This window comes from Bradyrhizobium acaciae, assembly GCF_020889785.1.
GTDB lineage: Bacteria > Pseudomonadota > Alphaproteobacteria > Rhizobiales > Xanthobacteraceae > Bradyrhizobium > Bradyrhizobium acaciae.
The window spans coordinates 15526-41553 of record NZ_JACMYK010000061.1 but is presented as its reverse complement, the minus strand read 5'-3'; the positions used below and the strand labels follow the sequence as shown (position 1 = coordinate 41553).

The 26028-nt window shown below is 65.7% G+C and carries 20 protein-coding genes; 14 read left to right on the top strand and 6 right to left on the bottom strand.

Annotated elements, in window-relative coordinates; genetic code table 11:
- From H8A92_RS22475 to ligA, 11 genes are all read left to right on the top strand, one after another.
- Window positions 1-620, top strand: a 620-nt coding sequence (locus tag H8A92_RS22475; protein ID WP_274613446.1) for a glycosyltransferase, incomplete at its 5' end; no start/stop codon positions are given.
- A gap of 120 nt (window positions 621-740) precedes the next feature.
- The gene (gene murC / locus H8A92_RS22470; RefSeq protein WP_229197778.1) at window positions 741-2144 is read left to right on the top strand and encodes a UDP-N-acetylmuramate--L-alanine ligase; all 1404 of its coding nucleotides are present in this window, start codon (window positions 741-743) and stop codon (window positions 2142-2144) included.
- 271 nt (window positions 2145-2415) lie between these two features.
- Entirely contained in the window at window positions 2416-3333 is a 918-nt protein-coding gene (murB, locus tag H8A92_RS22465; protein WP_229197777.1) for a UDP-N-acetylmuramate dehydrogenase, read from the top strand.
- Window positions 3333-4319, top strand: a complete 987-nt coding sequence (locus tag H8A92_RS22460) for a D-alanine--D-alanine ligase family protein (RefSeq protein WP_229197776.1) — start codon at window positions 3333-3335, stop codon at window positions 4317-4319. The genes murB and H8A92_RS22460 overlap by 1 nt, the downstream gene beginning before the upstream one ends.
- A 330-nt stretch (window positions 4320-4649) precedes the next feature.
- The gene (locus H8A92_RS22455) at window positions 4650-5660 is read left to right on the top strand and encodes a cell division protein FtsQ/DivIB (protein WP_229197775.1); all 1011 of its coding nucleotides are present in this window, start codon (window positions 4650-4652) and stop codon (window positions 5658-5660) included.
- Entirely contained in the window at window positions 5657-6973 is a 1317-nt protein-coding gene (gene ftsA, locus H8A92_RS22450) for a cell division protein FtsA (RefSeq protein ID WP_229197774.1), read from the top strand. The genes H8A92_RS22455 and ftsA overlap by 4 nt, the downstream gene beginning before the upstream one ends.
- Window positions 6974-7062: 89 nt before the next feature.
- Window positions 7063-8850 carry a cell division protein FtsZ gene (ftsZ, locus tag H8A92_RS22445; protein WP_229197772.1) on the top strand — a complete coding sequence of 596 codons (1788 nt, stop codon included), beginning with the start codon at window positions 7063-7065 and terminating at the stop codon, window positions 8848-8850.
- A gap of 349 nt (window positions 8851-9199) precedes the next feature.
- Complete coding sequence (gene lpxC, locus H8A92_RS22440; protein WP_229197771.1) at window positions 9200-10162, top strand: UDP-3-O-acyl-N-acetylglucosamine deacetylase; 963 nt, start codon at window positions 9200-9202, stop codon at window positions 10160-10162.
- Window positions 10163-10421: 259 nt separating this feature from the next.
- Entirely contained in the window at window positions 10422-11330 is a 909-nt protein-coding gene (locus H8A92_RS22435; protein WP_229197770.1) for an outer membrane protein assembly factor BamD, read from the top strand.
- Between the two features lie 13 nt (window positions 11331-11343).
- Complete coding sequence (recN, locus tag H8A92_RS22430) at window positions 11344-13014, top strand: DNA repair protein RecN (protein ID WP_229197769.1); 1671 nt, start codon at window positions 11344-11346, stop codon at window positions 13012-13014.
- Between the two features lie 7 nt (window positions 13015-13021).
- Window positions 13022-15169, top strand: a complete 2148-nt coding sequence (ligA, locus tag H8A92_RS22425) for an NAD-dependent DNA ligase LigA (RefSeq protein ID WP_229197768.1) — start codon at window positions 13022-13024, stop codon at window positions 15167-15169.
- A gap of 150 nt (window positions 15170-15319) precedes the next feature.
- Here ligA and H8A92_RS22420 read toward each other — a convergent pair whose 3' ends face one another.
- On the bottom strand, window positions 15320-16597 hold the full coding sequence (locus tag H8A92_RS22420) for a multidrug effflux MFS transporter (protein ID WP_229197767.1): 1278 nt from the start codon (window positions 16595-16597) through the stop codon (window positions 15320-15322).
- Window positions 16598-16888: 291 nt separating this feature from the next.
- Window positions 16889-18718: an aminopeptidase P family protein gene (locus H8A92_RS22415; protein ID WP_229197766.1), complete on the bottom strand. Its 1830-nt coding sequence runs from the start codon at window positions 18716-18718 to the stop codon at window positions 16889-16891.
- A gap of 191 nt (window positions 18719-18909) precedes the next feature.
- Between H8A92_RS22415 and H8A92_RS22410 the strand changes: the two genes are divergently transcribed.
- Window positions 18910-19095 (top strand): hypothetical protein, encoded by a 186-nt coding sequence (locus H8A92_RS22410; RefSeq protein ID WP_163151870.1) that lies wholly within the window; start codon window positions 18910-18912, stop codon window positions 19093-19095.
- 18 nt (window positions 19096-19113) lie between these two features.
- On the opposite strand, the gene H8A92_RS22405 is transcribed toward H8A92_RS22410, so the two are convergent.
- Together H8A92_RS22405 and H8A92_RS22400 are read right to left on the bottom strand one after the other, a co-directional pair.
- Window positions 19114-19620, bottom strand: a complete 507-nt coding sequence (locus tag H8A92_RS22405) for a YkgJ family cysteine cluster protein (protein WP_229197765.1) — start codon at window positions 19618-19620, stop codon at window positions 19114-19116.
- Window positions 19621-19706: 86 nt separating this feature from the next.
- Entirely contained in the window at window positions 19707-20591 is an 885-nt protein-coding gene (locus H8A92_RS22400) for a 50S ribosomal protein L11 methyltransferase (protein ID WP_229197764.1), read from the bottom strand.
- A gap of 171 nt (window positions 20592-20762) precedes the next feature.
- Here H8A92_RS22400 and H8A92_RS22395 point away from each other — a divergent pair, with 171 nt between their 5' ends.
- Complete coding sequence (locus tag H8A92_RS22395) at window positions 20763-20927, top strand: Flp family type IVb pilin (protein ID WP_229197763.1); 165 nt, start codon at window positions 20763-20765, stop codon at window positions 20925-20927.
- 271 nt (window positions 20928-21198) lie between these two features.
- On the opposite strand, the gene H8A92_RS22390 is transcribed toward H8A92_RS22395, so the two are convergent.
- Window positions 21199-22800 carry a phytoene desaturase family protein gene (locus H8A92_RS22390; RefSeq protein WP_229197762.1) on the bottom strand — a complete coding sequence of 534 codons (1602 nt, stop codon included), beginning with the start codon at window positions 22798-22800 and terminating at the stop codon, window positions 21199-21201.
- A 237-nt stretch (window positions 22801-23037) separates the two neighbouring features.
- Here H8A92_RS22390 and H8A92_RS22385 point away from each other — a divergent pair, with 237 nt between their 5' ends.
- The gene (locus H8A92_RS22385) at window positions 23038-25302 is read left to right on the top strand and encodes a fused MFS/spermidine synthase (RefSeq protein ID WP_229197761.1); all 2265 of its coding nucleotides are present in this window, start codon (window positions 23038-23040) and stop codon (window positions 25300-25302) included.
- Between the two features lie 25 nt (window positions 25303-25327).
- Here H8A92_RS22385 and H8A92_RS22380 read toward each other — a convergent pair whose 3' ends face one another.
- A complete protein-coding gene (locus tag H8A92_RS22380) occupies window positions 25328-25915 on the bottom strand; it encodes a TetR/AcrR family transcriptional regulator (RefSeq protein WP_229197760.1) in 588 nt (195 codons plus the stop codon).
- Between the last annotated feature and the right edge of the window lie 113 nt (window positions 25916-26028).

The window sequence follows — 26028 nt, the reverse complement described above, 5'->3', positions numbered from 1 at the left end:
CCACCGTCGGCACGCCGATGCGCCCGGCGATCCTTGCGGCGGCCGCGGTGAAATACACGCCGCCCGAAGTGGACGGGCCACTGCGCCTGCTCGTCGTCGGCGGCAGCCAGGGCGCGCGGGTGATGAGCGACATCGTGCCGCCTGCGATCGAGAAGCTCGCGCCTGCGCTGTGGGGCCGCCTGATCATCACCCAGCAGGTGCGCGACGAGGACATGACCAGGGTGCGCGAGGTCTATGATCGGCTCAAGATCAACGCCGAACTCGCGCCGTTCTTCGCTGATTTGCCGGCACGGCTCGCGTCGAGCCAGCTCGTGATCTCGCGTTCCGGCGCCGGCACGGTCGCCGAGCTCGCCGCGATCGGGCGGCCCTCGATCCTGGTGCCGCTGCCGGGCGCGATCGATCAGGACCAGTTCGCCAATGCCGGGGTGCTGTCGCAGGCGAACGGCGCGCTGCGTATCGCACAGAGCGACTTCACGCCCGAGCGGCTGGCGGCCGAGATCACGGCGTTTGCCGCAGAGCCCTCGAGGCTGACCGCGATGGCGGCTGCCGCGCGCAGTGTCGGCCGGCTCGATGCCGCCGAGCGGCTCGCCGATCTGGTGGCGAAAGTGGCGGGTATTTAGGCCGCTTTCGTGGATTTTTCGTCTATGGAATGCCACTGACGGGCTTGTTACGGCCATGTCAGTCTTCCATAAGTCGGAGGACTGCCGGGTGAGCCAGGACACGATGAAGGTGCTAGCAAGATGAGACTGCCGCGCGAGATCGGACCCATTCACTTCGTCGGGATCGGCGGCATCGGCATGAGCGGCATCGCCGAGGTGCTGATCAATCTCGGCTACACCGTGCAAGGCTCCGACGCGTCGGACAATTACAATCTCGATCGGCTGCGCAAGAAGGGCGCCAAGGTCTCGGTCGGCCACGTCGCCGAGAATGTCGACGGCGCCGATGTCGTCGTGGTCTCGACCGCGATCAAGCGCGACAATCCCGAGCTGATGGCGGCGCGCGAACGGCGCATTCCGGTGGTGCGGCGAGCCGAGATGCTGGCGGAATTGATGCGGCTGAAGAGCTGCGTCGCGATCGCCGGCACCCACGGCAAGACCACCACCACCACGATGGTCGCGACCTTGCTCGATGCCGGCGGGCTCGACCCGACCGTCATCAACGGCGGCATCATCAATGCCTACGGCTCCAACGCGCGGTTAGGCGCCGGCGACTGGATGGTGGTCGAGGCCGACGAGAGCGACGGCACCTTCCTGAAGCTGCCGTCCGATGTCGTCATCGTCACCAATATCGATCCCGAACATCTCGATCACTTCAAGACCTTCGAGGCGATCCAGGACGCGTTCCGCAATTTCGTCGAGAACGTTCCGTTCTACGGCTTCGCCGTGATGTGCACCGACCACCCCGTGGTGCAGACCCTGGTCGGCAAGATCGAGGATCGCCGCATCATCACCTATGGCCAAAATCCGCAGGCCGATGCGCAGCTGTTGGATCTCACGCCGATGGGCGGCGGCTCGAAATTCAAGGTCGCAATCCGCGATCGCAAGTCCGGCGCGATCCATGAGATCGCCGATATCATGCTGCCGATGCCGGGACGCCACAACGCATCCAACGCGACGGCGGCGATCGCGGTCGCGCACGAGCTCGGCGTGTCCGACGACGTGATCCGCCAGGCCATGGCCGGCTTCGGCGGCGTCAAGCGGCGCTTCACCAAGACCGGCGAGACCAACGGCATCACCGTGATCGACGATTACGGTCATCATCCAGTCGAGATCGCGGCCGTGCTGAAGGCGGCGCGGGAATCCACCCACGGCAAGATCATTGCCGTGGTGCAGCCGCATCGCTACACCCGCCTGCAGTCGCTGTTCGAGGAGTTCTGCACCTGCTTCAACGATGCCGATGCGGTCGTGGTTGCCGAAGTGTATCCGGCCGGCGAGACGCCGATCGCAGGCATCGATCGCGATCATTTCGCCGCCGGCCTGCGCGCCCACGGTCATCGCAACGTCGTCCCGCTGTCGAACGCGGGCGAGCTCGCAAAGATCGTTCATGGCCTCGCCAAGTCTGGCGACCTCGTGGTCTGTCTCGGCGCCGGCAACATCACGCAATGGGCCTACGCACTGCCCGGCGAATTGAAGGCGCTGGGGTAATGATGTTCGTTGCCAGCGATCAGCACCGCCCGTGCGGCTCACCCCTCTCCCTAGCCCTCCCCCGCAAGGGGGGAGGGAACCCTTCCGCCGGTGCCTCCCTGACTCGTGCAACGAATCAGAATGCGGTTGTGGCGCCAAGTGAGGTGAGCAGGATCGTCAGACTCCCTCCCCCCTTGCGGGGGAGGGCTGGGGAGAGGGGTAAGCCCCGGGTGGCGACTGCAGATGCAATGCGGCGCCATCCTAATCTAGCTCGCACATCGTTCACCGCGTCATGACCTTCCCCGACATTACGCCCGACCTGAAAGCCGCGATGCCTGAGTTGCGCGGGCGGCTGCTGGCGAACCAGTCGCTGGCCGAGCTGACCTGGTTTCGCGTCGGCGGTCCGGCGCAGGTGCTGTTCACGCCCGCCGATGAAGACGATCTCGCCTACTTCCTGAAGCGCCTGCCGCGGGAATTGCCGGTCTACGTCGTCGGCGTCGGCTCCAACCTGATCGTGCGCGACGGCGGTATGCCTGGTGTCGTGATCCGGCTGGCGCCGCGCGCGTTCGGCGAAACCAGCGCGGCTGGCGATGTCGTCACTGCCGGTGCTGCGGCGCTCGACAAGCGCGTCGCCGAGACGGCGGCGGCAGCTGGAATCGGCGGCATGGAATTCCTCTTCGGCATTCCCGGCACGGTCGGCGGCGCGTTGCGCATGAACGCCGGCGCCAATGGCGGCGAGACCAAGGATGTGCTGGTGGAAGCGACCGGCATCGGCCGCGACGGCACGAAGCACACGTTCGGCAATGCCGACATGAAGTTCGTCTACCGCAATTCGGGCGTCGATCCGTCCATCGTCTTCACCTCGGCGCGCTTGCGCGGCACGATCACCGATGCGGATGCGATCCGTGCCCGCATGAACGAGGTGCAGGCCCATCGCGAGACCGCGCAGCCGATCCGCGAAAAGACCGGTGGCTCGACCTTCAAGAATCCGCCCGGCAACAGCGCCTGGAAGCTGATCGACGCGGCCGGCTGCCGCGGCCTCAAGGTCGGCGGTGCGCAGGTGTCGGAGATGCACTGCAATTTCCTGATCAACACCGGCAACGCCACCGGGCACGACATCGAGACGCTCGGCGAGACGGTGCGCGAGCGGGTCAAGCAAACCAGCGGAATTGAGCTTCACTGGGAAATCAAGCGGATCGGAAAAAGCTGATGCAGGTGACCATTCTGTTCGGCGGCACCAACAAGGAGCGGCTGGTCTCGGTCGCGAGCACGCAGGCGCTGCACCGCGCGTTGCCCGACGCGGACCTCTGGTTCTGGGACGTTGACGACACCGTGCATGCGGTGACGTCCGAGAAGCTGCTTGGCCATGCGCGGCCCTTCGAGGTCGATTTCAAGCCCGACGGGCGCGGCATCGCGCTCGACCAGGCGCTCGACAAAGCACGCGCCGAGCAGCGCGTGCTGGTGCTCGGCCTGCACGGCGGCCGCGCCGAGAATGGCGAGTTGCAGGCGATGTGCGAGTTGCGCGGCGTTGCGTTCACCGGCTCCGGCTCGGCGTCGTCGCATCTGGCGTTCGACAAGCCGTCGGCCAAGCGCTTCGCGGCGATCGCCGGCCTCAACGCACCGCAGGGCATCACCGTCGCACAGCTCGACGAGGCCTTCGCGCAACATGGCAGGCTGATCGCAAAGCCGGCCAAGGACGGATCGAGCTACGGGCTGATCTTCGTCAACGCACAGCAGGATCTCGTCGCGGTCCGCAATGCCGCCAGGCATGAAGACTATCTGATCGAGCCGTACGTCGCGGGCGTGGAGGCGACCTGCGGGGTGCTCGAGCAATCCGACGGCACGGTGTTGGCGCTGCCGCCGATCGAGATCGTGCCCGGGGAGGGAGCCTTCGACTACACAGCCAAATACCTTCTGAAGTCGACCCAGGAGATTTGTCCCGGCCGCTTCGCGCCCGAGGTCAGTGCCGCGATCATGGACCACGCGTTGAAGGCGCATCGCGCGTTGTCCTGCGCCGGGTACTCGCGCAGCGATTTCATCGTATCGGCCAATGGCCCGGTCTACCTCGAGACCAACACGCTGCCGGGCCTCACCGCGGCATCGTTGTATCCTAAGGCCTTGAAAGCACAGGGGATCGCTTTTGCCGACTTCCTCGACGACCAGATCGAGCTCGCCCGCCGCCGCGCCAGAAGTTAAGGCCGATCGGGCGGGAACCCGCCCGACTCGGCCGGATGGAACCCGGGCGCTGTTGCTAAAATGCTAACGGGTACGCGGCAAAGTACTCACAGCGTTGATCAAAATACGCTCCAGGCCGAACTCATTTACCGTTTGTTTACCAGGAAGCCCGAAGGTTAACGCTGGCGGCGCAGTAGCGCTTGGCTGCCGGGGCGTGAGCTGTCGCGGAATACCGCTTCGAGGATCGCAACCAGGGAACAGGGGGCCACTCTAATCCCACCGGTCTGCCGAGACGTGATTTGTGCCGAGACCCGCGGGGTTTGCGGGCGCAACACGTGACGAGTTCGTGCAATGGATGGTGCAGGACGCCTCACTCGATCGCTGCGATCGCTGGGGCCTCAAGCTGACCTGAGAGCAGCCGCTATTGGAGCGGCAGTGCTGCTGCGCGAGTATGTCGGCGCCCATCTCGCTCGCCGCCGTCGCGCGCGTTCCGCAAAGCGGCCACAGGTGATCGATCGCGAGCCGCCGAATCGCTACATCCAGATGGTCGAACGCTATCTGCCGCGCCGCATCGGCCTGGTCGCGACGCTCGCGATCCTGTTCGGCAGCCTGGGCTTCGGCATCGTCAAGGGCGGCCACCTCGAAGAGTTCACCACGGCGCTCAGCGACACCCGCAACGCGCTGGCCAATTCCGCAGGCTTCCGCATCACCACCGTCGGCATCAACGGCCGCAGGCAGCTGAGCCAGGATGAGGTGCTTGCGATCGGCGGCGTCAACGGCCGCTCCTCGCTGCTGTTCCTCGACGCCGATACCGTGCGCGCCAAGTTGAAGGCCAATCCCTGGATCGCGGACGCCACGATCCTCAAGCTCTATCCGGGCCGGTTGCAGATCGACATTGTCGAGCGCACCGCCTTCGCGCTGTGGCAGCAGAACGGTCGCCTGTCGGTGATCGCCTCCGACGGCGCCGTGCTCGAGCCCTACGTCACGCGCCGCTTCCTCAATCTGCCGCTGGTGGTGGGCAAGGGAGCGGATACCCGCGCCCAGGACTTCCTCGCGCTGCTCGACCGTTACCCGCAGGTGCGCGCGGTGACCAAGGCCGCGATCTTCGTCGGCGAACGGCGCTGGAACCTGCGCCTGAAGGACGGCCTCGACGTCCGGCTGCCGGAGAACGACGTCGGCAACGCGCTCGCCGCGCTCTCCAGGCTCGACAAGGACGAGAAGCTGTTCTCGCGCGACATCGTCGCCGTCGACATGCGGCTGCCCGATCGCCTGATCGTGCAATTGTCGGAGGACGCCGGCAAGGCGCGCGACGAATTGCTCAAGGACAAGAAGTCCAAGAAGAAGGCCGGTGACTCCGCATGACCGGCCTCGATCGCAATCTGACCCCGAAGACCCGCCCGATGCAGAAGCGCACCGCGATGGTGGCTTCGCTCGATATCGGCTCCAGCAAGATCGCCTGCATGATCGCACGGCTCCGGCCGTCGCCGCCGAACGAGGCGCTGCGCGGGCGCACCCATGCGGTCGAGCTGATCGGCTACAGCCAGATCCAGTCGCGCGGCGTCAAGGCCGGCTCCGTCGTCGATCTCGCCGAATGCGAGAAGGCGGTGCGCCACGCCGTGGCGCTGGCCGAGCGCATGGCCAAGGTCCGCGTCGAATCCGTCCTGTTGTCGGTCTCCGGCGGCAGGCAGCATGGCCAACTGGTTGAAGCCGCGGCCGATATCCGCGGCGGCTCGGTCACCTCGGACGACATCAGCCGCGTCACCTCGGCCGGCATGCGCCACGCCGCCGGCGCCGGCCGCACCGTGCTGCACGCGCTGCCGGTCGGCTACGCGCTCGACGGCGTCAAGGGCATCCGCGATCCCCGGGGCATGGTGGCGCGCCAGTTCGGCGTCGACATGAACGTGGTGACGTCGGATGCGACGGTTGCCAAGAACCTGATGCTGGTGGTCGAGCGCTGCCATCTCAATGTCGAAGCCATGGCGTCGAGCCCCTATGTCGCGGGCCTCTCGGTGCTGACCGATGACGAGGCCGATCTCGGCGCTGCCGTCGTCGAGATGGGCGCGGGCTCGACCACGATCGCGACTTACTCCGGCGGCCGCCTCGTGCACGCATCCGGATTTGCGCTCGGTGGGCAACACATCACGATGGATCTTGCGCGCGGCATCGGCGCATGCATTGCGGATGCCGAGCGAATCAAGACTTTATACGGCACAGTGCTGACCGGCGGTTCGGACTCGCGTGAGCTGATGTCCGTTCCCACTGCGGGCGATGATCGGGAGACACCGCAAATCGTGTCCCGCGCCACGATCGCGAACATTGTCCGGCATCGCGCCGAGGAGATTTTCGAAATGGTCCGTGACCGGCTCGCGGATTCCCCCTTTGCGGCAGAGCCGAGGGCGCGCGTCGTGCTGAGCGGCGGCGCATCGCAGCTCACCGGCACCGTCGAGCTTGCCGCCCGTATCCTGAACCGTCAGGTCCGCATCGGCCGCCCGCTCGGTTTCGGCCGGCTGCCGAACGAGGCGAAGGGCGCCTCGTTCTCGGTGCCGACGGGCCTCTTGGTCTATCCGCAATACGCACATCTTGAACATGTCGAACCGCGGCGCACGCGGCAGCTCAGGACAGGGACAGACGGTTACTTCGGAAAGGTCGGACGATGGCTTCGCGAGGGCTTCTGATGACCGCACCCCGGCTCACTGCATTTTCACCAGCTCCCGCGGCCAGCGGCCGGGACGAACCAACGCGCGCATAATCGAGAGAGGCAACCATGGCACTCAATCTGACACCCCCTGACATCAGCGAGCTGAAACCGCGGATCACCGTCTTCGGCGTCGGCGGCGCGGGTGGTAATGCCGTCAACAACATGATCACCGCCGGGTTGCAGGGCGTCGACTTCGTCGTCGCCAACACCGACGCGCAGGCGCTGACCATGTCGAAGGCCCAGCGCATCGTCCAGATGGGCACCCAGGTCACCCAGGGCCTCGGCGCCGGTTCGCAGCCCGATGTCGGTGCTGCGGCGGCGCAGGAAGTCATGGACGAGCTGCGCGATCATCTCACCGGCGCCAACATGGTGTTCGTCACCGCCGGCATGGGCGGCGGCACCGGCACGGGTGCTGCGCCCGTGATCGCCAAGGCGGCCCGCGAAATGGGTATCCTCACCGTCGGCGTGGTTACCAAGCCGTTCCACTTCGAAGGTCAGCGCCGCATGCGCACCGCCGAGCACGGTATTTCCGAGCTCCACAAGGTGGTCGACACGCTGCTGATCATCCCGAACCAGAACCTGTTCCGGGTCGCCAACGAGAAGACCACCTTCGCCGACGCGTTCGCGATGGCCGATCAGGTGCTGTACTCGGGCGTCGCCTGCATCACCGACCTGATGGTCAAGGAAGGCCTGATCAACCTCGACTTCGCCGACGTCCGCGCCGTGATGCGGGAGATGGGCAAGGCGATGATGGGCACCGGCGAGGCCACCGGCGAGAAGCGTGCGCTGACCGCCGCGGAAGCCGCGATCGCCAACCCGCTGATCGACGACAGCTCGATGAAGGGCGCCCGCGGCCTCCTGATCTCGATCACGGGCGGCAAGGACCTCACCCTGTTCGAGGTCGACGAAGCCGCAACCCGCATCCGCGAAGAAGTCGATGCCGACGCCAACATCATCGTCGGCGCCACCTTCGACGAATCGCTCGATGGCATCATTCGCGTCTCTGTGGTCGCAACCGGCATCGAGCAGGCCGCGATCGCGTCCCGTGCCCAGGCGCCCGCGCAGCAGTCGGGTGGTTCGCCGGAGAGCCGGCTGGCCGATCTCACCGCCCGCCTGCGTGCCGACAATCAGCGCATGGCTGAGCGGGCCCAGAAGCTGGAACCGCCGACCGGTGTGACCGTTGCGCCGATTGCGGCTCCGGCCGCAGCCCAGCAGCGTCCGGCCGTCGAGCGCGCCGCGCTCGCGGCGATCGCGGCCGCAGTTGCCCCGGACAGCGCACCGGCTGCCCAGGCGCCGCTGCAGCCGGCCTCCTACGGTGACGTCACCGTGCGGCCGATCGCCCAGAAGCCATCGCTGTTCCCGGACCACGAGGCAGCCCGGGCCGAGCAGCACGAGCCGATGCCGCCCGAGACCTTCATCCCGCAGGCGGCCGAGCGTTCGCCGGTCCGTGCCCCGCGGATGCCGAAGTTCGAGGATCTGCCGATGCCGGCGCAGGCGGAAATCCGCCAGGCCAGCGGTGACGGCGAGACGGAGCACCCGCAGAAGACCCGGCTGTCGCTGTTGCAGCGGCTGGCCAATGTCGGCCTCGGCCGCCGCGACGAAGAGACCGAGCCGCCGATCGCGGCTCGCGCCTCCGGTCCGGCCATGCCGACGATGCCGCCGCTGCCCGAGCGCAAGCCGGCCCGTAGCGTCGCCCAGCAGATCTCGGCGAACGAATCGCCGGTATCGGAATATGCGAAGCGCCCGGCACCGCAGGGATTGGACGCTCATGGCCGTCAGGCGCCTGTTGCCCCGGCGCCACAGGGCGACGACCATCTTGATATCCCGGCCTTCCTGCGCCGGCAGGCAAACTGAAGTTTGTTACAACCTTGACCACCAAGAAGGCCTCGGCGGGGAACCGCCGGGGCCTTCTCCATTTGGCGGGTCCGTGGTTGCGGCCGGTAAACAAGCAACTGATTTTAAATCATTAATTATTCTTTCGGTGGTCAGATGATCGTCCGCCGAGGACCGTTTTCGCTGCCGCAATTTGGTTAACCTTGGGCGTGAATGCGGCGGAGATGGGGTAACAATCGGTAAAGAAGCGTGAGTTGGCGCGGTTTAGGAAATCACTATGGTCTCCCGTGACTTGGGGAGCTCAAGCGAGTCGGCCTTGGGGAAGTTTGGCCACTTGAATTGAGTGAAGTCGGGTAGTGGGCATTATCGAATGAAATTCAGCCGTCAAACAACGCTTCGGTCGCAAGCCACCGTGACTGGCGTAGGCGTTCATTCCGGTCTTCCTGTCAGTCTCACGTTGGGACCTGCACCTGTTGATGCAGGTTTTATTTTTGTCCGCACCGGTCTCGATGGTGCTGACCGCGAAGTCACGGCCACCGCCGACGCCGTGATCGCAACCGAATTTGCGACGGTGCTGGGTGACCGCGAAGGGCCGCTGGTCTCGACTGCCGAGCACGTGCTCGCGGCGCTGCGCGGCATGGGCGTCGACAACGCCACGATCGAAGTCGATGGCGCCGAAGTTCCGATCATGGACGGCAGCGCCGCGGCGTTTGTGGCAGCGATCGATCAGGCCGGCATCGTGACCCAGCCCGGTGTTCGCCGCTTCATCCAGGTGCTGAAGCCGGTGCAGGTCAAGATCGGCGATGCGATGGGCGAGCTGCGTCCGTTCGCCGGCGGTTTCCGCGTCGAAGTCGAGATCGATTTCACCAACAAGGTGATCGGCCAGCAGACCTTCTCCTTTGATCTTTCGCCGGAAGGCTTCCGCCGCGAGGTTGCGCGTGCCCGCACCTTCGGCTGCATGAACGACGTGGCGCGGCTGTGGGGCGCAGGCTTCGCACTCGGTGCCTCCTTCGACAACACGGTGGTGTTCGACGAGGCCCGCCTGCTCAACGCTGAGGGCCTGCGCTACGCCAACGAATGCGCCCGCCACAAGGTGCTCGACGTGATCGGCGACCTCGCGCTGGCCGGCCTGCCGCTGCTCGGCAGCTATCGTTCGGTATGCGGCGGTCACAAGCTCAACAACGCAGTGCTGAAGGCGCTGCTGGCCGACCGCAGCGCCTGGCGCGTGGTCGAATCGGACACCGCTCGGCGGCCGGTCCGCGGCCATGTCGAAGCCGGTGCAGGCACCGTGGGCGGTCTCGTCGCCCCAGCCTACGGCCCGGACGTGTCCTGATCGCCGCAGGTCCTGATCGCCTAGCCGGTCGGGCCCAATTTCCGTAATAACCACAGCAGGCTGTGAGCATCGTTGGGTCGCCTTATTCCCGGCGGAATGGCTCCGTATTCGGTTGGTCCACGGTCATTTTTCGGTTAAACAGGCCCGCGGTTGCCCAACATGGCGCCAACGGCACCAGAGATATTGCATCCATGATCGCGGTTCATGGGTGGAGTGGGGTCGCCGTTAACCGCATCAAAGGCGTCAGGTTTTACAATTCATGTCGGCAATGCGTATGGCGCTCGAACCACGCTCTCCTTCTGACGTCTCCGGCCTGACGAAGGCCGTGCGCACGCTGCGCTTTGCGGCGGGCCTGATCGTGCTGGCAATGCCGCTCTCAGGCTGCGGCACCGGCGCGCTGTGGGACAAGTTCATGGCCAAGGACGACACGTTCGTCGATGAGCCCGCGGACAAGCTCTACAATGAGGGCTTGTACATGATGAACGAGAAGAAGGATCTGAAGGCCGCTTCGAAGAAGTTCGAGGAAGTCGACCGTCAGCATCCCTATTCGGATTGGGCGCGCAAGTCGCTGCTGATGTCGGCCTATTCGTATTACCAGGCCGGGGACTACGACAGCTGCATCGGCTCCGCCACCCGCTACGTCACGCTGCATCCCGGCAGCCCGGACGCCGCCTACGCCCAGTACCTGATTGCGGCATCGCATTTCGACCAGATCCCGGACATCTCGCGCGACCAGGGCCGCACCGAGAAGGCGATCGCGGCGCTCGAAGAGGTGGTGCGGAAATATCCGACCTCGGAATACGCCACCCAGGCCAAGAACAAGATCCAGGCCGCGCGCGACCAGCTCGCCGGCAAGGAGATGGCGGTCGGCCGCTACTACGTCGAGAAGCGCGACTACACCGCCGCGATCAATCGCTTCAAGACCGTGGTTACGCAGTACCAGACCACGCGCCATGTCGAAGAGGCGCTCTACCGGCTTACCGAGGCCTATATGGCGATCGGCATCGTCGGCGAGGCGCAGACCGCTGCCGCCGTGCTCGGCCACAATTTTCCGGACAGCCGCTGGTACAAGGACGCATATAATCTAGTAAAGTCCGGCGGTCTCGAGCCGAGCGAGAATCAGGGATCCTGGATCAGCAGGACCTTCAAGAAGATAGGTCTCGGCTAGGAATTGTCCTCGCATGCTGGCCCGTCTGTCGATCCGTGACATCGTCCTGATCGAACGGCTCGATATCGAATTTTCCCGTGGCCTGGCGGTGCTGACCGGCGAAACCGGCGCCGGCAAATCGATCCTGCTTGATGCCTTTGCGCTGGCGCTCGGCGGCCGCGGTGACGCCGGCCTCGTGCGCCACGGCGCCGAACAGGGCCAGGTCACCGCCACGTTCGATGTCCCGAAGGGGCATCCGGCGGCCAGGATCCTGGCCGAGAACGGCCTCGACGACACCGGTGAGATGATCCTGCGCCGCGTGCAGCTTGCCGACGGCCGCACCCGTGCCTTCATCAACGACCAGGCGATCAGCGTGCAGACCCTGAAGGCGGTCGGCGCCGTTCTGGTCGAGATCCACGGCCAGCACGACGAGCGCGCTCTGGTCGATGCCTCCACCCACCGCCAGCTGCTTGATGCCTTCGCCGGCCACGAGAAGGATGTCGCGGCGCTGGAAGCGCTGTGGGATGTCAGGCGCACCGCCGGCACCGCGCTAGACGAGCATCGCGCCGGCATGGAGCGCGCCGCCCGCGAGGCCGACTATCTGCGCCACGCGTCCCAGGAGCTGAAGGCGCTGGCGCCGAAGGAGGGCGAGGAGACCGAGCTCGCCAACCGCCGCACCACCATGATGCAGGGCGAGAAGGTCGCGACCGATCTGCGCGAGGCGCAGGAAGCGATCGGCGGCCCGCATTCGCCGGTGTCGGCCCTGTCCGCGGCGGTACGGCGGCTGGAGCGGCGCGCCGCCAATGCGCCCGGCCTGATCGAGCCGGCGGTGAAGGCGATCGACATTGCGATCAACGCGCTGGAAGAGGCCGACCAGCACCTCCACGCCGCGCTGGCCGCGACCGATTTCGATCCGGCCGAGCTCGAGCGCATCGAGGAGCGGCTGTTCGCGCTGCGCGCGGCCTCGCGCAAATATTCGACGCCGGTGGATCTGCTGGCCGCGCTGGCCGCGCAATATGCCGGCGACGTCGCGCTGATCGATGCCGGCGCCGATCAGTTGAAGAAGCTGGAGGCGGCCGCTGCCGAAGCCGACAAGCGCTATGCTGCTGCGGCGACAAAGCTGTCGGCGGCGCGCAGCAAGGCGGCTGAGAAGCTCAACAAGGCCGTCAATGCCGAGCTCGCACCGCTCAAGCTCGAGCGCGCGAAATTCATGACCCAGGTCGAGAGCAACGCGGCCGCGCCGGGTCCGCAGGGCATCGACCGCGTCGAGTTTTGGGTCCAGACCAATCCCGGCACCAAGCCGGGACCGATGATGAAGGTCGCCTCCGGCGGCGAGCTGTCGCGCTTCCTGCTGGCGCTGAAGGTCGTGCTGGCCGATCGCGGCTCGGCGCCGACCCTGGTGTTCGACGAAATCGACACCGGTGTCGGCGGCGCGGTGGCGGATGCGATCGGTTCGCGGCTGGCGCGTCTCGCCGGCAAGGTGCAGGTGATGGCGGTGACGCATGCGCCGCAGGTCGCGGCCCGCGCCAGCCAGCATCTGCTGATCTCCAAGGATGCGCTCGACAAGGGCAAGCGCGTTGCCACCCGCGTCAACGCGCTCGCCGCCGACCATCGCCGTGAGGAGATCGCGCGCATGCTGGCCGGCGCCGAGATCACCGCGGAGGCGAGGGCGGCCGCGGAACGGCTGCTGCGGGCGGCGAGTTAGTTCGCCGATGGCCACCAAAACGAAGAAAGCGCTGGTCGACGTCGACAAGCTCACCAAGGCGCAGGCCAAGGTCGAGTTGATACGGCTTGCGCTCGAGCTCGAAGGCCACGACAAGCGCTACTACCAGGACGACGCGCCCAGCGTTACCGATGCCGAATACGACGCGCTGCGGCAGCGTTACAACGCGATCGAGAAGCGCTTCCCCGAATTCGTCACGGCGGAATCGCCGTCGCAGAAGGTCGGCGCCGCACCGTCGGGGCGCTTCAGGAAGGTCCGCCATTCCGTCCCGATGCTGTCGCTCGACAACGCGTTTGCGGAAGCCGACGTGGTCGACTTCGTTGGGCGCATCACGCGCTTCCTCAAGCTGCCGGACGACAAGATCGATTTCTCGGCCGAGCCGAAAATCGACGGCCTCTCGATGTCGCTGCGCTACGAGGGTGGCGAGCTCGTCACTGCGGCGACCCGCGGCGACGGCGCCGAGGGCGAGGACGTCACCGCCAACATCCGCACGCTGGAGGATGTGCCGCAGAAGCTCAAGGGCCGCAATGTGCCCGAGATCTGCGAGGTGCGCGGCGAGGTCTACATGACCAAGAAGGCGTTCCTGGCGCTCAACGAGCGGCAGAAGGCCGCCGGCGACACCATCTTCGCCAATCCGCGCAATTCGGCGGCCGGCTCGCTGCGGCAGAAGGATCCTGGCATCACCGCTTCGCGGCCGCTTGGTTTCTTCGCCTATGCCTGGGGCGAGATGAGCGCGATGCCGGAGGATACCCAGACCGGCATGATCCACTGGTTCGAGCGCTGCGGCTTCAAGACCAATCCGCTGACCAAGCTGTGTCACTCGGTCGAGGAGCTGATCGCCTTCCATCGCAAGATCGAGGAGCAGCGCGCCGAGCTCGACTACGACATCGACGGCGTCGTCTACAAGGTCGATCGCATCGACTGGCAGGAGCGGCTCGGCTTCGTGTCGCGCACGCCGCGCTGGGCGATCGCGCACAAATTCCCGGCCGAGCGCGCCATGACCGTGCTGCGCGACATCGAGATCCAGGTCGGGCGCACCGGCTCGTTCACGCCGGTCGGCAAGCTCGAGCCGGTCGGCGTCGGCGGCGTGATCGTGCAGAACGTCACGCTGCACAATGAGGACTACATCAAGGGCATCGGCAACAAGGGCGAGGTGCTGCGCGAGGGACGCGACATCAGGATTGGCGACACTGTGGTGATCCAGCGCGCCGGCGACGTGATCCCGCAGGTGGTCGACGTCGTGATCGACAAGCGGCCGAAGAGCGCGAAGGAATTCCATTTCCCGAAGAAGTGCCCATGCCCGCTGCACACCGACGTGGTGCGCGAGGAGACCGCGACCGGCGAAGAGGGCTCGCGGCTGCGCTGCAGCGGCGAGTTCGCCTGTCCGTTCCAGAAGGTCGAGCATCTGATCCTGTTCGTGTCGCGCCGCGCCTTCGACATCGACGGCCTCGGCGTGAAGCAGCTGCAATATTTCTTCGACGCGGGCTGGGTCAAGGAGCCCGCCGACATCTTCACGCTGCCGAAGCGCAACGCGAAGCTGAAGCTCGAGGACATCGAGGGTTACGGCGAGACCTCCGTGCGCAATCTGTTCGCCGCCATCGACAGCCGCCGCCGGATCGGTCTGGAACGCTTCATCTATGCGCTCGGCATGCGCCATGTCGGCGAGACCACCGCGCTGGCGCTGGCGCGCGGCTACGGTTCATGGGACGCGTTCCACGACGCCTGCCTCAAGGTCGCCAAGGGCGATGAGGAGGCGATCGCCGAGATGGATGCGCTCGACCAGATCGGCGACACCGTGATCAAGAGCATCGCGGACTATTTTGGCGAGAGCCACAATCGCGGCATCGTCGAGCGGCTGACCAAAGAGCTCGACGAGATCGTCGATGCCGAGAAACCGAAGAGCAATTCGGCGGTGGCCGGCAAGACCGTGGTGTTCACCGGCTCGCTGGAAAAGATGACGCGCGACGAGGCCAAGGCGACGGCCGAGCGGCTGGGCGCCAAGGCGGCCGGTTCGGTGTCGAAGAAGACCGACTACGTCGTCGCCGGGCCGGGCGCCGGCTCGAAGCTCGCCGAGGCCCAGAAGCACGGCGTGCAGGTGCTCACCGAAGATGAGTGGCTGAAGCTGATTGGGGAGTAGGTGTTGCCGCAGTTGCCACTGTCGTCCTCCGCGAAAGCGGGGGACCCAGTATTCCAGAGGCCGCAGTGATTTACCCGATAGGCCGCGGCGTACTGGATCCCTCGCTTTCGCGGGGGATGACGAGGTGAGGATGTGACGCATTCGCGCGCCTCACATCATCCCCTGCTCATCCTCCTCCGCCTGCGCGATCAGCTCCTCGCTCACCACCACGTTCCGCCGCGGCACCACGAAGATCATGGTGCAGGCACATGCGATCGAGATCGCGAAGATCGCCGAGGTCAGCGGCAGCGTGGTAGTGGAGTGGCCGCCGAGATAGGCGCCGAATTGCGAGATCAGCGAACCGATGCCCTGCTGCAGGAAGCCCATGGCGCCGGAGGCGGTGCCGGCCGCCTCGGGCCGGATGCTGATCGCGCCGGCGGCGGAATTGGCCATCACGAAGGCATTGGCGACCATCACGATCATCTGGGTGCCGAACAGCCAGATCGGGGCCTGGTTTACGCCAGTGAAACTCCAGATCAGGTTCAACAGGCTGCCGCCGAGCTGCAGCGCGAGGCCGAACCAGATCAGTTTCTCCAGCGAGTGCCGCGGCGCGAACCGCACGCAGAGCAGGTTGCCGATGAAGTAGCCGAACCCCGTCATCGCGAACCACGCGCCGTACTCGGCGCTGCTGCGGCCCATCTGGGTCACCACGATGTAGGGGCCGCCGCCGGCGAAGGCGAAGATGATCTGCGACGCCAGCACCTGGCACATGAGATAGCCGACGAAGGCGCGGCTGCGCAGCAGTCCGCCGAGGTCGCCGCGAAAGCTCGAACTGTCGGCGCGGTCGCGGCGGGTCTCGGGCAGCGCCAATGCGATGAAGATCGTGACGGTCAGCGACGCCGCGGTGACGAGATAGAGGATCGCGCGCCAGCCGAATGCGGTTTCCAGAAGGCCGCCGGTCAACGGGCTGACCATCTGCGCGATCATCAGCGCGGCGACGACGAGGCTGATCATGGCGCCGACCCGCTCGCGCGGATAGAGGTCGCGGATGATGGCGCGGCTGATCACCATGCCGCTGGCGCCGCCGAGCGCCTGGAAGAAGCGAGCGGCGATCAGCTGCGGCAGGGTCTCGGCGAACACAGAGCCGATGCCCGCCACCACCATCAGGCCGAGGCCTGCGAGCAGCACCGGGCGGCGGCCGAACTTGTCGGACAGCGGACCCATGATGAGCTGCGAGAGCGCAATGCCGACCATGTAGAGCGACACGGTCATCTGCGCGATGCCGATGTCGCGGCCGAAAGTGGTCGCCAGCACCGGCAGCGCCGGGACCAGCATGTAGAGCGAGATCGGCGCGACGCCCGTCATCACGACGAGCATCAGCAGCATGACCTTCGATGTCGCGATGTTGTTTGTGGGCGCGCCGGGCGGCTTGCCCATCACGCCGTGCATTCAGGTCCGATCCAGCATTGTGGAATGACTGTAGCGTGGTCCCTCGCGGGGAATACCGGTGTTTCGGCATACGCCCATGCGATTTCGGGAGACGCCGCGGTTGATGTTTCGTCACGCGCAATTAGGCAGGCGACGTCCCCTTACATTCTGCTGTCGTCCTCCGCGAAAGCGGGGGACCCAGTATTCCAGAGGCCGTCGTTGTTGAGCCGATGGGCCGCGGCGTACTGGATCCCCCGCTTTCGCGGGGGATGACACTGAACGTGCGGAGGGTGAACGTAAAACTCGACGTCGCTACTTCAGCGCCGCCGTGGCCTCGTCGAGCCACAGCTTGGTGGCGTTGTCGTCGAGATGCGGGCGCACCGTGCGCGCGACGCGGGCGTGGTAGTCGTTGAGCCAGGCCAGTTCGCCGGCGCTCAGCATGCTCACCTCGATCAGGCGGCGATCGATCGGCGCCAGGGTCAGCGTCTCGAAGGCGTTGACCGGCTTCTCGGCGCCGGCAATGTCGGTGCCGATCACAAGTTCGAGGTTCTCGATCCGGATGCCATAGGCGTCGGTCTTGTAGTAGCCGGGCTCGTTGGACAGGATCATGCCGCGCTTCAGCGGCGTGGTGCCGAGCTTCGAGATCCGCGCCGGGCCTTCATGGACGCTGAGATAGCTGCCGACGCCGTGGCCGGTGCCGTGCTCGAAATCGATCCCGGCCTGCCAGAGATATTGCCGCGCCAGCGTATCGAGCTGCGCGCCGGTGGTGCCGTCGGGGAAGATCGCGCGGGCGATTGCGATGTGGCCGCGCAGCACGCGGGTGAAGCGGTCGCGCATCTCGTCGGTCGGCTGGCCGATGGCGATGGTGCGGGTGACGTCGGTGGTGCCGTCCTGATATTGCGCGCCGGAATCGATCAGCAGCAAGTCGCCGGGCTCGATGCGGCGGTTGCTCTTGCGCGTCACGCGGTAATGCACGATGGCGCCGTTCGGCCCGGTGCCGGCGATGGTCGGGAACGAAACGTCCTTCAGCGCGCCGGTCTGGCGGCGGAACGTCTCCAGCGCCTCGACGGTGTCGATCTCGGTAAGGGCGCCGGACGGCGCCTCGCGGTCGATCCAGGCGAGGAAGCGGGTCAGCGCCACCGCGTCGCGCTGATGCGCCGTGCGCGTGCCCTCGATCTCGGTGATGTTCTTGACCGCCTTCAGCAGGCTGACCGGATCGTTGCCGCGCACCGGCTTGCCGCCGGCGCCCGAGATCAGGCGGCTCAGGGCGTCCGCGGCGGTTGCGCTGTCGAGTGCGATCGAGGCGCCGCGCCTGGCGAGCTCGGTGAGCTTCGGTGTCAGCGCCGCCGGCTCCTCGACATCGGCCGACTGTTCGAGATGGTCGCGGGTCGCGTTGGACAGCTTGCGGTGATCGATGAACACCAGCGGCCGGCCGTCCTTCGGCACCAGCGCGTAGGACAGCGGCAGTGGCGTGTGCGAGACGTCGGCGCCGCGGATATTGAAGGCCCAGGCCACCGCGTGGCTGTCGGAGAGCACCAGCGCATCGACGCCGAGCTTGTTGATCTCGAGCCGGATGCGCTTGAGCTTCTCGGCTTCGATCTCGCCGGAAAACTGCGCGCCGTGAATAGAGACCGGGCCGAGCGGCGGTGCCGGACGTTCGTGCCAGATCGTATCGATCGGGTTGCCGTCGACGGCGACCAGCTCGGCGCCCGCCTTGGTGCAGGCTGCCGCCAGCCGTTCGGCTGCCGCAGAAGTGTGCAGCCAGGGGTCAAATCCTAGGCGGTCCCCGGCCGCCAGATGCCGGGTCAGCCAGTGCTCCGGCGGCGGCTCGACCAGCGGCTCGACCTGCCAGGCCTTGCGGTCGACCTGCTTGGCGGCCTGCAACGTGTAGCGGCCGTCGACGAACAGGGCGGCTTCCTTGCTCAGCACGATCGCGAGCCCGGCCGATCCGGTGAAACCTGTGAGCCAGGCGAGCCGCTCCTCGGACGCGGCAACATATTCATTCTGCTGCTGATCGGCGCGGGGAACCACAAATCCCGTCAGCTTGCGCCGCGCCAGTTCCTCGCGCAGCGCGCTCAGCCGTGCGGTGAGCGCCACGCCGCCTTCGGGTTCTTCGAACGTCTGGAAATGGGCTTCGAACATCGCTGTCGTACTCTCTTCGGGTCGAGCATGAGCTTCGCGCAAGCGCAGTCAAGCGTGACCATATTTTTGGCATAACTTCTGCTTGAAACATGGCATAGTAGACCTGACCGGACGATGTCCACTGCACGTCGATGGTCAAGCGTACGGGGAGTGTCCAGGAGTGTCTCAACTCAACGGTGAGGAGATGCACGATGCCTGCATTCACGTTTGAGAAGATCTCGCCGCCGATCCCCCGCGGCCCGATCGCGCCGGTCGAACAGAAGCCGCGTGGCGTCATCGTCCAGATGCTGGATCGCTTTGCCGAGGCGCGCGCCCGGCGCGCAGCCAGTCAGGACAAGGTCGAGGCGGCGGGCCGCGATTCCGGTGCGCCCAAATAACCAGTCCGCAGATTGCGTCTACTGCGCGAGGTCCGATGCCTTCACCACGGTCGCATTGACGACCCTGGTGCCGTCGAGTTCGCGCACGATCCGCTCATCGGGGCCGACGATACCGAGATCGAATTCGCGCTCTCGCGTCAGCAGCGTCATGCGCTGGCCGACGATCACGACGACGGTCATGTCGAGCGTCTCGCCGGATACGGTCCATTCCCTGAGCTCGTTGCGAAACGGCTCCCTGCGCCAGGCGTCGGGGAAGCCCGGATCGCATCGGACCTCGAGACCGTCGTCCGACGTGGTCAGGACAAGCTTCGATCTGGAGGGCTTCCAGTGCTCCTCCAGCAGTTCATTGAGCAGCCAGACGCAGCTGAACGTGCGGCACTCCGCCGGCCGGCTTGGGTAGATCCGGCAGCCGCGCCCCGGCTTGCAATGCGGACACCATGTATTGGCGGGCTTCGCCAGTTCCTCGATCGCCATCACCTTGGAGCAGAGCGTGCAGTCGCCGCACTGTCTGCCGGGGGCGGTCATTTAGAGCATGATCCGGAAAAGTGGGAACCGGTTTTCCGAAAAGATCATGCTCAGACAAGAAGACAAGATCATGATGCGATTTTGCATCATGATCTTGAGCGCAGCAGCAGGCTGCTCCAGCCCTCGATCTTCAGATGCCGCAGCGGCACCAGCCCGCGGGCGCGATAGGCGGCGATGACCGCCGGTGCCTGGTGCGTCAGCAGGCCGGAGAGGATGACCTGCGCCGACGCAGCGAGGTGGCGCGCCATCGGGCCGGCAAGTTGCCGGAGCGGATTGGCGAGGATGTTGGCGAGCACGAGATCGAACGGCCCGTCCTCGGCGAAGCGTGGTGACGCAAAGCCGGTGGCGCGGATCACATCCACGAGGTGTCCAGCGCCGTTCAGCCAGGCGTTCTCCTCGGCGACCCTGACCGACGGAGCGTCGATATCGCTCGCCAGCACCTTGCCGTGCAGCGCCTTGGCGGCGGCGATCCCCAGCACGCCGGTCCCGGTGCCGAGATCGAGCACGCGGCGAGGCTGATAGGCCTTCAGCACGTGGTCGAGCAGCAGCAGGCAGCCGCGCGTGGTGCCGTGATGGCCGGTGCCGAAGGCGAGCGCCGCCTCGATCTCGATCCCGAGCTTGTTGGCGGGGATCCTGTGCCGGTCATGCTGGCCGTGGACGATGAAGCGGCCGGCCGCGACCGGGACGAGGTCCTCGAGGCTGGCTTTCACCCAATCCTTCGCCTCCACGGTATCAAAGACCAAAGTTGATGCGACATCCGGCCGCACGACTTGGCCGACCAGCTCGCGCAGCAAGGCCTGGTCCGGCGGCTCGGCAAAATGGACGGTGACGTCCCAGCGGCCGTCGGGCCGCTCGAAGGCCGCAAACGCCGCCTGGTCCTCGAAAAACAGCTCCGAGAGCGCGTCGACCACGCGCTTTGCGGTCGGTTCGTCTGAAAGGGTGATGCTGGCGCGGTGTGTGGACGGGGTCATCGGAGGCCGGTAGCGCGGTTTTTGTTAAAATTTCAACCGGGATTCAATTGAATTTCGCGAGAATTGGTAGGTTCCCGATGAAGGCAACTTTAGATTTCCCCGTAGTAGTACCAGTTCCGGAACCGGGAACGCCGTTGTTCCAAGGGCACCACAACTGAGGGCAGGGCTACAATGAAGGCTTTTATTGTTAGGTTTTTCCGGAATGAATCCGGCGCGACCGCCATCGAATACGGACTGATCGCGACCGGTATCGCCATCGCCATCATCGCTGCGGTGAATGGTGTCGGTACCACGCTAAGCGGAACTTTCAGCACGATTTCCGGCTCGCTCAAGTAATTTCGCAAACCGCGTTCTGAGGCAAGCACCGGGCAACGACGCCCGGTGCTTTCTTTTTGACCGGTTGTCCACAGAGTTCCAGACGGCTTATCAACGAGACATCAACCGCGTTGTCCCCCGGTTGTCAGCCTCTGCTCCACAGGCAGTCCATCGGGATATTCACCGTTTCTCCCGCGATGGGACACGAGCTCTGACCACGGTCGACCCACAGCTTCTCCACAACCCTGTCCACAGCGTGCCGTGCCGCGGCAGGATGTGCGTCGTATTCGTTCTATGCGAACAGTGCGCGATGGTCGGCCAGGACGGCCCGCGCGGCGTTGTGGCCGGGGGCACCGGTGACGCCGCCGCCGGGATGGGCGCCGGATCCGCAATGGTAGAGCCCGCGCAGCGGTCCGCGGTAGTCGGCGTGGCCCAGCATCGGCCGCGCCGAGAACAACTGGTTCAGCGTCAGCGCGCCATGGAAGATGTCGCCGCCGAGCAGGCCGAACTGCCGCTCGAGATCGAGCGGCGACAGGATCTGGCGACCGAGCACGGTACCTGCGAAGCCGGGGGCGTATTGGTCCACGGTTGCGATCATCAGATCGGCGACCTCTTCGCGATGGTCGTCCCACGACTTGCCGTCGGGTAATTGCGGCGCGACGTGCTGGCAGAACAGGCTCGCGACATGCTGGCCCGGCGGGCTCAGGCTGTCGTCGAGCGTCGAGGGGATCAGCACCTCGACGACGGGCGCGCGGCTCCAGCCGAATTCGCGCGCATCGCGCCAGGCGCGATCCATGTAACCGAGACTTGGGGCGATGATGATGCCCGCGGTGAGGTGATCGCCCTGTCCGGGCAGCGCGGTGAACGAGGGCAGGGCGCTCAGCGCCACGTTCATCCTGAACGTGCCGGAACCATTCTGCCATCGTGAGATGCGCGCGAGGAATTCGCCTGGCAGTGCGGCGTCCGGCACCAGGCGTGTGTACAGCAGCTTCGGATTGATGTTCGAGACAACATATCTGGCGCGGATCGTCTCGCCATTGTCGAGGATCACGCCGGTGGCACGATCCTTCTCGACGATCACCTCGCGGACTCCCGCATCGGTTTCGATCTCGACGCCATGGCTGCGCGCGGCGCTTGCCATCGCCTGGGTGATCGCACCCATGCCGCCGATCGCATGGCCCCAGACGCCTTTCTTGCCGTTCACCTCGCCGAATGCATGGTGCAGCATCACGTAGGCGGAGCCGGCCGCGTAGGGGCTGGCGTAATTGCCGACGATGGCATCGAAGCCGAACAGCGCCTTGACGAGGTCGCTCTCGAAACGCTCGTCGAGCATCTCGCCGGCCGAGCGTGTGAACAGGTCGAGCAGATTGCGTTGCTGTTCCAGCGACAGCCGACGCAGGATGTTGGCGGTGCCAAGCGCGTTGAAGGCCTCGCTCATCGCGCCGATGCCGAAACCCTCGACGAGGTTCGGCGGCGCGCGCAGCACGAACTGGCGCAGCACGTCGGCGATGGCTTCGAGTTCCGCCGAGAACACGCCGATTGTGGTTGCGTCGCGCCGGCTGAGTTTCGCGACCGACTGCTGGGTCCGGCCTTCGCCGGTCAAGAGGTAGCCGCCGTCGGGTGCGGGGAGGAAGTTCTGCGCGCGGCGCTCGACGATCTTGAGGCCCTGATCGGCAAGTTTCAGGTCGGAAATGATCTGCGGGTTGAGCAGGCTCACCGTGTAGGCGGCGACCGAATTGCGGAAGCCCGGACAGAACTCCTCGGTGACGGCGGCACCGCCGACCACCTTGCGGCGTTCCACGACCTTTACCCGCAGCCCTGCCATCGCGAGATAGGTCGCGCAGGTGAGGCCGTTGTGCCCCGCACCGATGATGACGACGTCTGTTTCGTTCATGTCCGCTTCAAGAAGCAGTGATTAAAGCATGACCCGGAAAAGTGGAAACCGGTTTTCCGAAAGGATCATGCTCGAGAAAGGATCCAGCGTGCTGTGGCGCCGCAGCGGCGCGTCGTCAAGTCCACGTGACCGCGGTTTCTTGTCCGTGATACTGCCATATGCTCAGTTCAATTCCTCCGGTGCGGTGCCGCCGGACCGTCCGCCTCCGGCGCCCGCCGGGTCCATGCCGGAGCTTTCATGACATCTGAGCCGTCCCCCTCGCGAAACCGGCTGGTGCTGGTTGTCTACACCGCTGCGATCTTCGTCAGTGCACTGCTGCTGTTCTCGGTGCAGCCGCTGTTCACCAAGATGGTGCTGCCGAGGCTCGGCGGTTCGCCGGCGGTGTGGTCGGTGGCGATGGTGTTCTTCCAGTCGCTGCTGCTCGGCGGCTATGCCTATGCGCATCTCCTGATGAAGCTGAACAGCCGCATCGTGCCGATCGCGGTGCATCTGGTGCTGCTCGTCATAGCCTTGCTGACGTTGCCGCTGTCGATCAGGAGCGGCTGGGGCGAGCCGCCGAATTCGGGCTATGCGGTCTGGCTGCTCGGCTTGTTCGCGGTCTCGATCGGCCTGCCGTTCTTCGCGCTCGCCGCTAACAATCCGCTGCTGCAGGCCTGGTTCGTGCGATCAGGCCATCCCAACGGCCCCGACCCGTATTTCCTCTACGCGTCCTCGAACATCGGCAGCTTCCTGGCGCTGCTGTCCTATCCGGTGCTGCTCGAGCCGATGTTCACCTTGCGCACCCAGAACCTGATCTGGACCGGCGGCTATGGCCTGCTGATCGTGCTGATCGCGGGTTGCGGCCTGTTGCTGCTGCGGTCGCCGGCCAATGCCGGCGCGCTCAACATGCAGGTCGATGACGCCAAAGCGCCGGCACCGTCCTGGTCGCTGCGGGCGCGCTGGATCTTCCTCGCTGCCGTGCCGTCCGGCCTGCTGATCGCGGTGACCGCGCATATCTCGACCGACGTCGCCGCCGCGCCGCTGCTCTGGGTTCTGCCGCTGTCGCTGTATCTGTTGACCTGGGTGCTGGTGTTCCAGTCGCGGCCGCTGCTGCCGCACAAATGGATGCTGCGGGCGCAGCCGCTGGCGATCGCCGGCGTCGTGATCCTGCTCGCAGTCGGCGGCGAGCAGAATCTGCTGCTGACGCTCGGCGGCCATCAGCTCTGCTTCTTCATCATCGCGATGGCATGTCATGGCGAACTCGCGCGCACCCGTCCCGCGGCGAAATATCTCACCGGCTTCTATGTCGCGCTGTCGTTCGGCGGCATGGTCGGCGGCCTGTTCGCGGGGCTCATTGCGCCTTTTACTTTCTCGTGGGTCGCCGAATATCCGATCCTGCTGGCGCTCGCGGCGCTGTGCCGTCCGCCCGGCGGCGCGGAGCGGTTGCCGCGTTGGAGCGCCTGGTACTGGCCGTTCCTTGCGGTGCTGGCGGTTGGGCTGATCGCGCCGAGTTATTCGGCCGGCGGCACCTTCAACTGGCTCGACGATCACCGGGTCTGGGTGATCGGTGCGGTCGGCGTGCTCTCGGCGCTGCTCGCGCTTGCGCTCAATGCCAATCGCTGGAAGATCTTCGCCACCGTCGTGGTTGCGTTGGTGGTGCTGCGCGCCTATCCGTCCGACGAGGGCCGCGTCGAAACCGTGCGCAGCTTCTTTGGCGTGCACAAGATCGTGGTGACGTCGAACGGGCAGTATCACGTGCTGATGCACGGCACCACGATCCACGGCGCCGAGAAGTTCAAGAACGACAACGGCACGCCGGTCACCGGAAGGCCCGAACCGATCAGCTACTACCACAAGGACGGCGGCATCGGGCAGGCGATCACGGCAATCCGCGAGCGCAAGGGCGCGCCGCTGAAGGTCGCCGTCATCGGGCTCGGCTCGGGGACGCTGACCTGTTCATCAGCGCCCGGCGAGGACTGGAAGTTCTTCGAGATCGACCAGTCGATGGTCGATACCGCGCGCGACCCGAAATACTTCACCTACATCCAGAACTGCGAGCCGAACCTGAAGCCGGTGATTGGCGACGCGCGGCTGACCTTCGCCAAGGAGCCGGACGGGGTCTACGATCTCATCATCGTCGACGCCTATTCGTCGGACGCGATCCCGATCCATCTCGCGACCGAAGAGGCGATGGCGATCTACAAGCAGAAGCTGGCGCCGCAGGGCGCGGTCGTGATGCACGTCTCCAACCGCCATCTCGAACTCGCCAGCGTCGTGGTCGGCATCGCCGATGCCAACGACATGAAGAGCTGGGTCTATAGCGAGGATTCCGGGCGCGACAACGAGTATATCTTCTCGACCTCGGTCGTGGTCTCCGCGCGCGAGGACGCCGATGTCGGCAAGCTCGCATCGTCAAACCTCTGGACCGAGACCGATGCCGATGAGAAGCAGCGGGTCTGGACCGACGACTATTCGAACGTGCTTGGCGCCGTCTACCGGCGCCTGCGCGACGGCGAACAGTAGGCGCGAGCGGCTGCCCCAGACTTCTCTAGCGAACCGGTGCCCGCAGCCTGGCGATCTGCGGCTCGACGATTGCGGCAAACAGCCCGGGATCGTCGAAAGCCCGCGCAGAGAGCATCGCGCCGTGAACCGCCGCCATCAGCATCTGGGCCTCCTGTTCCGGCCGCTGGTCCAGCCGGAGCAGGTGCTGCTTCGCGCCCGCTTGCAGCACCGAGGTCAGCCATTCCGCGAGATGATGGAAATGGCCGCGGACGCGTGATGCGACCTCGTCCGGCAACATCGGTATCTCGCCGGCAAGCATCGCGCAGACGCAGAAGGGCAGCGAAGCATTTCCAATGCACGCCTTCCAGAAGTCCACGTAAGACTGCAGTTGGGCGGCCGGGCTTGCGGACTGCTCCCGAAGTGACTTCAGGCCCAGCTCCGTCCGCTGCCTGTAGCGATCCACCAGCGCCGAAACCAGCTCGGCCTTGGTCGGGAAGTGATGGTGGATGCTCGCCTTCCGGATGCCGATCGCATCGGCAATATCGGCATAGCTGAAGCCGTTATAGCCCCCCGCGACGATGAGCGACTGCGCGACGTCGAGAATCTGTTCTGAGGTCGAAGCCACCGGTTTCATGTTCGCGCGCCTACCTTCCGGTAGGTAGCTTGTCAAGCCAGCGCGGCACCCCAGTCTGACACAACAAGGTGTCCGAGCGCCGGATTGACCCGAGAGGCGTGTCTACCTACTAG

Excerpts from the sequence above, each read along its gene's own strand:
- murC (WP_229197778.1), top strand. The coding sequence starts at position 741 with ATGAGACTGCCGCGCGAGATCGGACCCATTCACTTCGTCGGGATCGGC.
- ligA (WP_229197768.1), top strand. The coding sequence starts at position 13,022 with ATGGCCACCAAAACGAAGAAAGCGCTGGTCGACGTCGACAAGCTCACC.
- H8A92_RS22420 (WP_229197767.1), bottom strand. The coding sequence starts at position 16,597 with ATGCACGGCGTGATGGGCAAGCCGCCCGGCGCGCCCACAAACAACATC.
- murB (WP_229197777.1), top strand. The coding sequence starts at position 2,416 with ATGACCTTCCCCGACATTACGCCCGACCTGAAAGCCGCGATGCCTGAG.
- H8A92_RS22415 (WP_229197766.1), bottom strand. The coding sequence starts at position 18,718 with ATGTTCGAAGCCCATTTCCAGACGTTCGAAGAACCCGAAGGCGGCGTG.
- recN (WP_229197769.1), top strand. The coding sequence starts at position 11,344 with ATGCTGGCCCGTCTGTCGATCCGTGACATCGTCCTGATCGAACGGCTC.
- ftsA (WP_229197774.1), top strand. The coding sequence starts at position 5,657 with ATGACCGGCCTCGATCGCAATCTGACCCCGAAGACCCGCCCGATGCAG.
- H8A92_RS22380 (WP_229197760.1), bottom strand. The coding sequence starts at position 25,915 with ATGAAACCGGTGGCTTCGACCTCAGAACAGATTCTCGACGTCGCGCAG.
- lpxC (WP_229197771.1), top strand. The coding sequence starts at position 9,200 with ATGAAATTCAGCCGTCAAACAACGCTTCGGTCGCAAGCCACCGTGACT.
- H8A92_RS22385 (WP_229197761.1), top strand. The coding sequence starts at position 23,038 with ATGACATCTGAGCCGTCCCCCTCGCGAAACCGGCTGGTGCTGGTTGTC.
- ftsZ (WP_229197772.1), top strand. The coding sequence starts at position 7,063 with ATGGCACTCAATCTGACACCCCCTGACATCAGCGAGCTGAAACCGCGG.
- H8A92_RS22460 (WP_229197776.1), top strand. The coding sequence starts at position 3,333 with ATGCAGGTGACCATTCTGTTCGGCGGCACCAACAAGGAGCGGCTGGTC.
- H8A92_RS22395 (WP_229197763.1), top strand. The coding sequence starts at position 20,763 with ATGAAGGCTTTTATTGTTAGGTTTTTCCGGAATGAATCCGGCGCGACC.
- H8A92_RS22435 (WP_229197770.1), top strand. The coding sequence starts at position 10,422 with ATGTCGGCAATGCGTATGGCGCTCGAACCACGCTCTCCTTCTGACGTC.
- H8A92_RS22405 (WP_229197765.1), bottom strand. The coding sequence starts at position 19,620 with ATGACCGCCCCCGGCAGACAGTGCGGCGACTGCACGCTCTGCTCCAAG.
- H8A92_RS22390 (WP_229197762.1), bottom strand. The coding sequence starts at position 22,800 with ATGAACGAAACAGACGTCGTCATCATCGGTGCGGGGCACAACGGCCTC.
- H8A92_RS22410 (WP_163151870.1), top strand. The coding sequence starts at position 18,910 with ATGCCTGCATTCACGTTTGAGAAGATCTCGCCGCCGATCCCCCGCGGC.
- H8A92_RS22400 (WP_229197764.1), bottom strand. The coding sequence starts at position 20,591 with ATGACCCCGTCCACACACCGCGCCAGCATCACCCTTTCAGACGAACCG.
- H8A92_RS22455 (WP_229197775.1), top strand. The coding sequence starts at position 4,650 with ATGGATGGTGCAGGACGCCTCACTCGATCGCTGCGATCGCTGGGGCCT.